The organism is Planococcus sp. PAMC 21323 (assembly GCF_000785555.1).
GTDB lineage: Bacteria > Bacillota > Bacilli > Bacillales_A > Planococcaceae > Planococcus.
Window position 1 is genome coordinate 2,775,206 of sequence record NZ_CP009129.1, and the last position, 11,071, is coordinate 2,786,276.

The 11,071-nt window shown below is 38.3% G+C and carries 10 protein-coding genes; 4 read left to right on the plus strand and 6 right to left on the minus strand.

Annotation, left to right across the window (positions count from 1 at the left end):
- Nucleotides 1-220: 220 nt before the first annotated feature.
- Genes PLANO_RS13720 through PLANO_RS13735 form a run of 4 tightly spaced genes read left to right on the plus strand, consistent with a single transcriptional unit; the run spans nt 221 to nt 4,219 of the window.
- Nucleotides 221-970: a carotenoid biosynthesis protein gene (locus PLANO_RS13720; RefSeq protein ID WP_038704998.1), complete on the plus strand. Its 750-nt coding sequence runs from the start codon at nt 221-223 to the stop codon at nt 968-970.
- Nucleotides 967-1,647 (plus strand): lysophospholipid acyltransferase family protein, encoded by a 681-nt coding sequence (locus tag PLANO_RS13725; protein WP_038704999.1) that lies wholly within the window; start codon nt 967-969, stop codon nt 1,645-1,647. The genes PLANO_RS13720 and PLANO_RS13725 overlap by 4 nt, the downstream gene beginning before the upstream one ends.
- Nucleotides 1,644-2,744, plus strand: a complete 1,101-nt coding sequence (locus PLANO_RS13730) for a glycosyltransferase family 2 protein (RefSeq protein ID WP_038705000.1) — start codon at nt 1,644-1,646, stop codon at nt 2,742-2,744. The genes PLANO_RS13725 and PLANO_RS13730 overlap by 4 nt, the downstream gene beginning before the upstream one ends.
- Nucleotides 2,741-4,219 carry a phytoene desaturase family protein gene (locus PLANO_RS13735; protein ID WP_038705001.1) on the plus strand — a complete coding sequence of 493 codons (1,479 nt, stop codon included), beginning with the start codon at nt 2,741-2,743 and terminating at the stop codon, nt 4,217-4,219. The genes PLANO_RS13730 and PLANO_RS13735 overlap by 4 nt, the downstream gene beginning before the upstream one ends.
- A gap of 56 nt (nt 4,220-4,275) precedes the next feature.
- Here PLANO_RS13735 and PLANO_RS13740 read toward each other — a convergent pair whose 3' ends face one another.
- From PLANO_RS13740 to PLANO_RS13765, 6 genes are all read right to left on the minus strand, one after another.
- Complete coding sequence (locus PLANO_RS13740) at nt 4,276-4,509, minus strand: hypothetical protein (RefSeq protein WP_038705002.1); 234 nt, start codon at nt 4,507-4,509, stop codon at nt 4,276-4,278.
- 36 nt (nt 4,510-4,545) lie between these two features.
- On the minus strand, nt 4,546-5,379 hold the full coding sequence (locus PLANO_RS13745; protein WP_038705003.1) for a phytoene/squalene synthase family protein: 834 nt from the start codon (nt 5,377-5,379) through the stop codon (nt 4,546-4,548).
- Nucleotides 5,376-6,833 (minus strand): phytoene desaturase family protein, encoded by a 1,458-nt coding sequence (locus PLANO_RS13750; protein ID WP_038705004.1) that lies wholly within the window; start codon nt 6,831-6,833, stop codon nt 5,376-5,378. Before PLANO_RS13750 ends, PLANO_RS13745 begins: the two co-directional genes overlap by 4 nt.
- A complete protein-coding gene (locus PLANO_RS13755) occupies nt 6,830-8,356 on the minus strand; it encodes a phytoene desaturase family protein (protein WP_038705005.1) in 1,527 nt (508 codons plus the stop codon). Before PLANO_RS13755 ends, PLANO_RS13750 begins: the two co-directional genes overlap by 4 nt.
- A 235-nt stretch (nt 8,357-8,591) precedes the next feature.
- Entirely contained in the window at nt 8,592-9,350 is a 759-nt protein-coding gene (locus tag PLANO_RS13760; protein ID WP_038705006.1) for a LysM peptidoglycan-binding and 3D domain-containing protein, read from the minus strand.
- 245 nt (nt 9,351-9,595) lie between these two features.
- Complete coding sequence (locus tag PLANO_RS13765) at nt 9,596-11,041, minus strand: DEAD/DEAH box helicase (RefSeq protein WP_038705007.1); 1,446 nt, start codon at nt 11,039-11,041, stop codon at nt 9,596-9,598.
- Nucleotides 11,042-11,071 lie beyond the last annotated feature (30 nt).

The window sequence follows — 11,071 nt, forward strand, 5'->3', positions numbered from 1 at the left end:
TTTATTAAGATGAAAATAATTTAATTTTAATTACCGAACACTCCTTATCAGAGAGGACTTATCCCAACTCTAATTAATTGTTTTTCTAAAATCAGTCTTCTTTTGGGCGCTCTTACACAAAATCCACAATCACCTTCTTTATAGCATCGGTTCTTTTCATATTTCCCTTTCGCTCCTGTATAATCTTTGTATAAGTCAATCTAGTAAGGGGCTGTTTGTCGTGTGGGAAGATCGGATTTTTAAACTTTTTATCTTTTGGTATATTTGTGGCATTATACTTCTCGGATTTGACCTCTTACCTTCTTGGTTAGAATGGGCAAATGCATTCTTTTTGATTTTGGCAGGCACTCTTGGGTTTTTATATTTCCTTAAACGCTTTGGATTGGTTAGTGGGACTATATTAGGTATCTTTATTTTCTTCTCAACTTTTATTGTTGAATGGGCAGGTTCAGATAGCGGATTTTTATTTGGTTCTTATGATTACACAGATCGCTTTGCACCAAATCTATTTGGTGTACCCATCGCTATCGGGTTTGCTTGGCTAATGGTCATGGCCACTACACATGTAGTAGCACGTTGGATATTTCCTGCCGGTGGTTTGTTGTACACGGTAGCTGGAGGAATTGGTGCTGTGATTATCGATTTGATCATCGACCCAGTAGCCTATCAAATCAAAGAGTATTGGATTTGGGAAGATACCGGTCTTTATTATGATATTCCTTGGACGAACTTTTTTGGCTGGTTCGTAGTCGCTTTTGTTCTTCACATGGCAATCGACTTCGTCATGAATAAGAAGTCGCTGGTCGTTACTGCTGAACAAGCTGAAAAACGGATGGTTCTTTTATATGTATTGATGATTGCGATGTTTGTCATGCTTGGATTGATCGGTGGGTTATTATTAGCTTCCTTCTTAACTGCTGGATTAACGACTTTGATTGTTTTCGTCGCATGGAAGAGGCGACCCATATGATCCAAGCGAAAAAATCCGTTTTGTTTGAAATGGGCTTTAATCTATACTTAACACCACTTATTCGATCTTCCTTTTCTCGATTACTTGGAGATGGAGTAAAAGCAATTCCTGAAAAACCTGTGTTATTCATCGCCAACCATAGCTCATGGTGGGATGGGCTCGTTTTTTTCTATTTAAACCGCACAATCTGGCATCACGATATTCATATGATGATGCATGAAAAAGGTCTTAAAAGACATTCTTACTTTCGCTTTCTTGGCGCATTTTCCATTAATCGCAACAAACCAAAGGAAATTATAACTTCACTTCAATATGCTGAAGACTTATTAAAGCAAGGAAAATCGGTTGTTCTTTTTCCTCAAGGGGATGAATTCCACCTTGAAAAGCGGCCACTTTCGTTTCAAGCAGGTGTCGCTTATTTACTGGAACATTGTCCTGAAGTACCGGTAATACCACTTAGCTTTTACTATTCTTTCGGACACCAGCAAAAACCTGACCTTTGGATTCGTCAGCACAATGCGGTTTCTAAAAGCGAACTCGAGCATTTAACTCGCAAAGAAAAAACTTTGTATCTTCAACAACTTTGCACAGAACAACTCGACCTTTTAAAAACCACGGTAATGAATGAAAACAGCGAAGATTTTCATTCTCTAGGGAAAAGGAGAAGGAGATTATGATCTTTTATATCGGAATCCACGTACTTTTTTTGGCCTGGATTATCATCAACCGACTGTTTCTCCCTTCCTTACCAAAAAGACCAGAACTTACCGCTGAACCTTTAGTTTCTGTTTTGGTCCCTATGAGAAATGAAGAACGAAATGTAGCTACTTTAATAAAGTCTTTAAAACACTCTACGTATCAGCATGTAGAATTCATCCTACTAAACGATCAATCAACAGACGGGACACAGCTTGCATTAGAAAGAGAAATTGCAGGAGACCCACGCTTTACTATTATGATGGGCAAAAAACTTCCAGAGGATTGGGTTGGCAAAGTTCATGCTTGTCATCAATTACAACAAGATGCTTCTGGGGATTATCTCCTATTCGTAGATGCTGACGTTCGCTTTCGTCCAAAAGCTATCGAGCAATCACTTGCATTGCTTCAACGAAAAAAAGCCCATTTATTAACGGGGTTTCCAGCGTTCGATGTATCTCCCTTTCTCAGTAAACTTCTTGTGCCAATGCAGCATTTTGTAGTGTTATTTCATCTACCGATTTTTTTAGCTAATTACACAAAGTTTAAAGCTGCTACTGCTGCTAATGGCATGTGGATGCTGTTCGAAACAACTAGCTACCGAGAAATTGGTGGTCACGCAGCTGTTTACGATTCATTAGTAGAAGATGTTCACATTGCTCGCAAAGTAAAAGAGCATGACTTTCGAGTTGTCTTAGCCAATATTACGAGTTCAGTGAAATGTCGGATGTATGATACTAACGCAGAGGTATGGGAAGGCTTTTTAAAAAATAGTTATGCTGGAATCGGTCGTTCTCCTATCATGGCTATCATCTTGATTCTTTTTTATGGAATCTTTTACATTCTCCCTCCTTTCTTAGCTGTCTATGGAATATTCAACGGTTTGTATATATGGATTGTTCCTTATGTACTAACAGTAGCTCAACGCTGGTATATTGATATGGTTACCAATCAGCGCTGGTATTTATCATTTCTTATTCCGTTACAAGCTTTCGCCATGCTCGCAGTACTCACACAATCCATGCGAAAGTCTATAAAAAAACAAGCTTATTCATGGAAAGGAAGACATTATTCATGAAAAAAATTGTGATCGTTGGTGGTGGATTAGGAGGACTAGCTTCTGCTGTTACACTTGCTCACGCAGGATTTGATGTAGAACTTTTTGAAAAAAATGACCATCTTGGCGGGAAGCTAATGCCTGTTCAACTTGGCAATTATCATTTTGATTTTGGACCAAATACAATTACCATGCCAGAGGTATTTAATACCGTCATTTCTCAAACTGGGGAAAATCCACAAAATTATTTAAACTTTATCCCTTTAACTTCTCATACACGCAATCACTTTCCAGATGGCAGTGTTTTTGACTTTACGAGCAATCAGCAAGACATGATTTCACAACTCAAAACGATGGATATTAGGGCAGCAGAAGACTATCCTACTTTCATAAAAGAAATTAGTCGCTTGTATAAACTGTCAGAACGTTATTTCTTTCCCGTGACTTTTCAGTCTTGGCGTGATTACTTGTCACCGTCTCTAGGTTTCGCACTTTTTCAAGTACGTCCGACAGAATCGATGCATCATTTTTTCCAACGTTATTTTTCGAATCCCTTCTTGGTTCAAGCATTTGATCGATATGCGACCTATATCGGCTCGTCTCCTTACCGGGCACCTGCTACGTTTTCGATGATTGCTTATTTAGAGTTGGTTGAAGGCGTTTACTACACAGAAGGTGGTAATACTAGAATTGCTGAAGCTTTTGAAACAGTTGCAAGAAATGCAGGTGCTCAATTGCATACTAATACGCCCGTTTCAAAAATCCTCTCTAAAAAAGGAAAAGTGACTGGCGTCGAACTTCAAGATGGGACATCTGTTCCAGCTGATAAAGTAATTTTAAACGGAGATTTGTTATCGGCTTTCCCTGACTTAGTCGATGAAAAAGCACGACCTTCTTTATCTAACAAGAAGATCGCAGCTTTTGAACCTTCAATATCCGCTTTTGTTATTACTGCAGGCTTAACAAAAAAGTTGGATATGTTAAAACACCATAATGTTTTTTTCTCGTCAGATTATAAAAAAGAATTCGCTGATTTATTTGAGGCTTCTGCTTATAGTGATGAACCCACTGTTTATATTAGTAATTCTTCTTATACAGATTCAACGGTCTCACCAGAAGGAGATAATTTGTTTATCTTAGTCAATGCACCAGCATTAACGAAAGAAGGAAATCTTCAAATTGACCCTGAGTCCTATAAAGAACGAATTTATGACTTTCTCTTAAGTTATGGCATTGATATAAGGAGTCATTTAGCAGAGGAGAAGATTTTCACCCCCGCTTTTATTCGCGATCAATTTGGTTCGTTTCGCGGGGCATTATATGGCCCTTCATCCAATCGACGAAAAGACGCATTTTTACGCCCACCGAATGCTAGTCGCGATATTCAAAACCTATATTTTGTCGGCGGTAGCACTCATCCGGGAGGCGGATCACCGATGGTTGTTTTAAGCGGATTGAATGTAGCCCAAAAAATAATTGAACAAACTAAAAAATGATATTAAAGACAAAAAGACACTTAAACGCGGGCTCTATCCGTGTTTAAGTGTCTTTTTCATTTATCTTCAGGCAAGAGATCAAACTCTTCTTTTTTCTGCTCAACCCATGCGTTCATTTCTTCAGATGTTAATTTGCTCATGTCACTCATCGCATCAAGGTGAGCCTGATCTTCTTGTTGAAACATCTCTTTCCCGTGTTGCTGGCTTTTTGCTGCAATTTCCTCAAAAGAATCTGCACTGAATGATTGATCACAAGCTCCAGCTAATTGCCTGCAGGTCATAGCCTTCATTGTTATGCACTCCTCACTCAATATCAGTATTTGAGATTATAGACAAGCCAATATCGCTTGTTTCGATTCGTCTGGAACGTAATGTTTTTCGCAGAAGACCTTATATTCTTTTATACGGATTGTGGCTAAGATTTCGCGATATATGAGAGCTGCTCCTTTGACCGGTACACGTGAAGATAGAGGATATTCGTTAATTGTCTCAAAAGCTTTTTTATAGTGAAGTTCAGCTGTTTCTGCCAACTCTTCCCAAACTGCAATAAATCGAGGACTGACAATTCCAGCACGCAGTTCATCTTCATGCAATTCATATTTCTCCATAACTTCTTCTGGTAAATAAATTCTACCCATTTCCAAATCTTCCCCGATATCCCGAAGAATATTGGTAATTTGCATGGCATAGCCAAGTGAGATGGCACCTTCTTTTAGAACTGCTGTTTTGCTTGGCGCTAAAATTGGCAACAACATTAACCCCACTGTGCTTGCCACGTAATAACTATAGTTCAGCAATTCCTCCATTGTCCGGTAACGATTAATGGTCAAGTCCATTTCCTGTCCCGTAATTAAACCTGAAAATGCCTCAACATCCATATCATGCTTTTCAAATACATCTGCAAGTGCTACCCACATCGGATTTTCAATGTCGTAGTCGCCTGTCAAAAAAACTTGGAAGTCTGTTTTAAATTGTTCAAGTTCTTCTCTAGAATTAGAGCCTTCGTCCACAATATCATCTACTGTCCGGCAAAAAGCATAAACTGCCCAGACAGCTTTCCGTTTTTCTTTTGGCAATAACGAAAAAGCTTTGTAAAAACTTTTTGAATGCATGGCAATGATTTTTTCACAGGAAGTGTAAGCATCTTTTAAATTCATCATGCATTGCTCCTTTCCTTTGCAAAATCACTTTGAATTTCTTGAGCCAGCAACTTTGCGCCTTGCATTACAATCGGAATGCCTCCCCCTGGATGTACTGAGGCTCCAACTGCGTACAAGCCCTCTGTTTTAAACGGTTTGACTTGGGGGCGAAAAACACCGGATTGGAACAAAGTGGGACCTATTCCAAAACTGCCTCCTTTAAATAACCCAAATGCTTCTGCATCTGAAGGTGTACGAACTTCCATCCATTCAACAGCATTACGGAAATCCGGGAATGCTAAACTCTCCATGCGATCAATAATGCGATCAATCCACGCTTGATCATTTGCCCAATCGATATCGGTTCCTGAAGGTACGGGAACTAATACGTATAAAACCCCTTTGCCTTCTGGAGCTAATGAATCATCTATTTTCGATGGATGGAAAGTATAAATTGCAGGATTTTCGGTTTTCTGTTTTTTCACAAACACATCATCCATGTGGTCAACATAATTGTCTCCAATGAAAAATTGATGGACATTTCCTTCTTCGTATACTTTGTTTAATCCGAAATACAATAACACGCAGCCAGAAGACGCTGTATACTTCTTCTTTTTCTGCTCGGGTAATACTTTTTCAATGCCTGGAAAATCGCCATTATAAACAACCGCATCAAACGCTTCAAAACCGGCTGTTGTTTCGATACCTTTAGCTTTTTGGTTTTCTGTGACGATTTTTTTGACCGGACTATTTGTTTTAATAGTTACGTTATTTCGTGACCGAAGTGCTTTTTCTAGCACAGGGATTAAACTGCCATATCCACCTTTTAAGTAATAAACACCGTGTTCGTGCTCACTAAAAGGCACTAACGCATACATCGCCGGAGCACGAAACGGGTCCCCACCGATATACAATGACTGCAAGGAATAAGCTAATTGCAATCGTTCATCGCGGAAATAATTTGACATGAGCTTATTAACAGACTGCTGAGGTTTTAACTTCATTAACTTTTTTATATTATCTGCTGTAAAAAAACTGGCTTTGTTAACGAATGAATGCTCTAAAAATGAAGATTTACCAATTTTGAAACGCTCGCGTCCTTCTGAAATAAAGCGAAGAAACCCTTCTTTTTCAGCAGGAAAAACATTTTCAATTTCTTCTAGCTGACGATTAATGTCTGGGTATTTTGTGTAAACAACCCCGTCTGGAAAACGAATAGAGTAAAGTGGGTCACATAATAACAATTCGATATCTTCTTCTGGAACTCCTGCTTGTTGGAGAAGATCTTGGAACATTTCCGGTAACAGTACAATGGTGGGTCCTTGATCAACTTTAAAGCCATCTCGCTCTACAAATGTTAAACGACCACCTAGCTTTTCTTCTTTTTCAAAAATGGTGACGTCAAATCCCATATTAGATAAATACAAAGAACCCATCATGCCCCCAACGCCACTACCAATCATCGCGATTTTCATACAAATCCCCCCGATGCTGGAAGCGGTAAGATTGGAATCCCTGTTTTTCCATGCTGTTCAAGTATGCCGTTTGTTGTAATGCGTGCCGATTCCAAAATTGTGGGTAATCCACTCCCAGGATGCGTACCTCCACCGACTAACCAACAATTCTTTAGTTCTTCGAATTTATTGTGTGGGCGGAACACCATCATTTGTGTTAGTTGGTGTCCTAAGTTAAATGTTGCTCCTTGATACACTGAATAATCTTCCTGCCAGCCCATTGGCGTTAACATTTTTTCAACTTCAATATGATCTCGTAAATTCTTGAATTCCGATTTTTCTTCAATGGTATCCAGTACTAATTCACGAAAAGCAGCTTGTTCATTTTCCCAGCCGATGTCACTAAAGTTATTTGGCACTGGCGCTAGAATATATAATGCCGATTTGCCTTCTGGCGCTAAAGTTGGATCGGTAACACTGGCATTTTGCACATAGATTGAAGGATCTGCAGAGAGAATACGCGATTTCGTCATTTCTTCAACATTTTTCTTATAATCTTTCGCAAATATAATCGTATGGTGAGAAAGATCGTATTTTTTATCAAGACCTAAATAAAGCATGAATGTGGAGCACGAATATTTTTTCTTCGCTAGTTTCTCTGGTGTGTATTTTTTCAAGATTCCTGGTTCAACTAAGTGATTCATGACATGAGCAAAGTCTCCGTTAATAATCACTTCATCTGCTTCTTCACGTTTTCCGTTTTCAAGATCTACACCTTTAACTTTTCGGTTTTCAATCCATAGTTTTTCTACCCCTGTACTCGTGTGAATTTTACCACCTAGCTCTTCAACCACTTTAGCCATGGCTTGTGACAATTGATTGACTCCACCGATTGGATGATAGATACCATATGCATGCTCCATATAAGAAAGGATTGAAAAAGCGCCAGGACATTCCCAAGGAGACATTCCTAAGTATTTGGATTGAAAAGCAAACGCCATTTTTAAACGCTCGTCTTTAAAATATCGAGACAATACGTCATATAAGGTTTTATTAACTTCTAGTTGTGGCAATGCTCTTAACACTTTTGGGTGAACCATTCCAAAATAACTGTCCATTTTTGTTTGCAAAATAGGCGATAAGGCTTCTAGTTTCTTGCCCGTGTCTTTCATAAAACGTTCGTAACCTTCTCCATCACCTTTGAATTTCTCATTAATTTGCTTTTTCATTTCTTGGTTATTCCGCGTCATAACCAAATTTTCTTCTTCGAAAATCAACTCATACATCGGATCTAATTCAACCGCATTCATATAATCTTTTAACTTACGGCCTGTTACTTCAAATAGTTCTTCTACTAAATGAAGCATGCTCAAAAAAGTGGGGCCGGTATCGAACGTGAATTCACCTAGGCGGAGTTCCGCATTTCGGCCTCCTACCCATGGTTGTTTCTCATAGACATCTACTTTATATCCTTTACTTGCTAATAACATCGCTGCAGCCAGTCCTCCAGGGCCCGCGCCTATGACGATCATTTTCTCTGACATACTAGATGCCTCCATTCCAAATCTCTCTTAAACTCCACAATAGTTATACAAATATTATACCTCTCGATTTTTAAAAAACCTACTTATTTGAATTTACCCTCTTGTGACGTTTTTTATGTCTGCATTCGTTTATACATGAATCTTTATAGAACGATTGATCATCACTCCAGCAAGTCGAGATCGTGAATCTTGTTTAAACAAAAAAATCCAGCTCATGAACTGAGCTGGATTTTTCTTAGTTTAATATTTTTATTTTCACGTTTTTGCGTCCCCATTTAAGCGCTTTGCTTTGAGTCGGGATGAACACATCAATTTTATTTCCTTTGATCGCGCCACCTGTATCTCCAGCGACTGCATAGCCATAACCTTCAACATGTACTTTAGAACCTAATGGAATGACTCTTGGATCTACTGCAATCACTTTAAGTCCAGGGTTTTTCTTTAAGTTAATTCCTGTTCTTGTTATACCAGAACAGCCTTTGCAGTATGCTGTATAAGCTGTCGCACTAACTGTGAATTCTTTTGCTACCGATCCGCTCGTTGAACGAGAAGGAGTTGCTTTTTTAGAAACTGTTTTTGCTGCCGTTTTATTTAACTTAAGTTTTTGATTTGGATAAATTGTATTAGACTTTAAGCCGTTCCACGTCTTTATGTTTGTAACGGATACTTTTTGTGATTTTGATATTTTATAAAGCGTATCTCCACGTTTCACAGTGTATACTGTTGAACTTCCACTTTTAGAAGCAGATGCTTTTTTTGAAACTGTTTGGACTGTAGCTTTTTTCAATTTAAGTTTTTGATTTGGATAAATCGTATTAGACTTTAAACCATTCCATGCTTTCAAACTGCTAACTGATACGTTATTCATTTTTGAGATTTTATAAAGTGAATCCCCACTTTTTACTGTGTATGTATTAGATGCTGCTGAACTTTCAATCGAAGTGCCTAAGAATAAAATCAGTGCAAAACTCAAGATCATTAATAGTTTTTTCAATCCGCTATCCCCTTTGCTTTTTCTTAGTACAACCAAAATAGCACGGCAATATTACAGACATGTAACAATTTGAAGCATGTTTCATTACAATATGACTCTTTATTGTGACATAAGTATTGCTTATACCCTTTTTTATCCCTAAATATTGGGTTTATAAAAGACTATCAACCCATTCTATATGATACACACCCCTTTATTTCCGAGGAAATAAAAACACACGAGCTTTTATGAGCTCGTGTGTTTCGTTATTTGTTTGCTTTATGAACTTTTAATACTTTGCCTTTTACGGTCTTATCCTTCATAGCTTTTAGCACCATTGGACCTTTACCATTTAAAATATCAATATACGTTACGGTATCTTGAATCTTAATGATCCCAATATCTTCAGCTGTGACTCCTGGAATACTCGTCAATGTTCCAACAAAGTCAAAAGCACGCAGTTTCTTTTTCTTACCACCGTTAAAATAGAGTTTTAAAATATCTTTATTCACTTGTTCGTTTTTGTTTTTCTTTAATTTCGGGCGACTTTCGAGTTTCTCTGTAAAGGCTAGCATCGCTGCATCTACTTCATGAACGGAAGGTGAAGTTCTATGTGGAATTTCAAACCCGATATAATTTTCAATTTCAGTTAAGAATTTATCTTCATTCGGCGTTACAAACGAAATTGCTTTACCTGTTTTCCCAGCACGTCCTGTACGACCTGAGCGGTGGACGTAGCTTTCTTTTTCCATTGGTAAATCATAATTGATAACATGCGTGATATTGTCGATATCAATTCCACGAGCCGCTACGTCAGTGGCTACTAAATAACGGAACTCTCCACGCTTAAAATCATTCATAACCGCAGTCCGGTCTTCTTGTAACATACCGCCATGCAATTTATCACATGTATAATAATGTTTTTCTAATTGCTCCATCACAAAATCAACATTGTCTTTGGTGCGACAGAAAATAATACAGCTGTCTGGGTTTTCAACAATTGTCACGTCACGCAATAAAGAAAATTTCTTCTGTTCTGCTACCACAAATAAGGAGTGATCAATTTGATCTGTTAAAGTTTCAGTGGATGCAATTTCAATGTGCTGGGGGTCAATCATATACTTTTTCTGTAACTTTTCTACATTTTCAGGCAATGTTGCTGAAAAAAGCATTGTTGTGCGTTGCTTTGGTAATTTGTTAATAATCGATTCTACTTGTTCAACAAATCCCATATTCAGCATTTCATCTGCTTCATCGAGAACGAGGTATTCGATTCGCTCTAAGTTTAATGTGCCTCGTTCAATGTGGTCTAATACCCGACCTGGAGTTCCAACAACAACATGGCATTTTTGCTTAAGTTCAGCTTGTTGGTAAGCAAAAGGCTGTTTGCCATATACTGCTGCTGCTTTAATGCGTTTAAAGCGCCCAATATTTGTTACATCTTCTTTTACTTGATCTGCTAGTTCGCGTGTTGGCGTCAAAATCAATGCCTGTGGTTTGTTTTCTTCCCAATCCACTAGCTCACAAATTGGTATACCGAATGCTGCTGTTTTACCACTTCCTGTTTGAGACTTTACCGTTAGGTCAGTCTTAGACAGAGCTACAGGGATAACTTTCTCCTGCACTTCTGTTGGTTCTGTATAGCCAAGACCTTCAAGTGCCTTTACGATTGACTCACTAATGTTGTATTCGCTAAATTGTTTGTTACTCATAATTATTCTCCATCTCCGTTCAAAAATTTC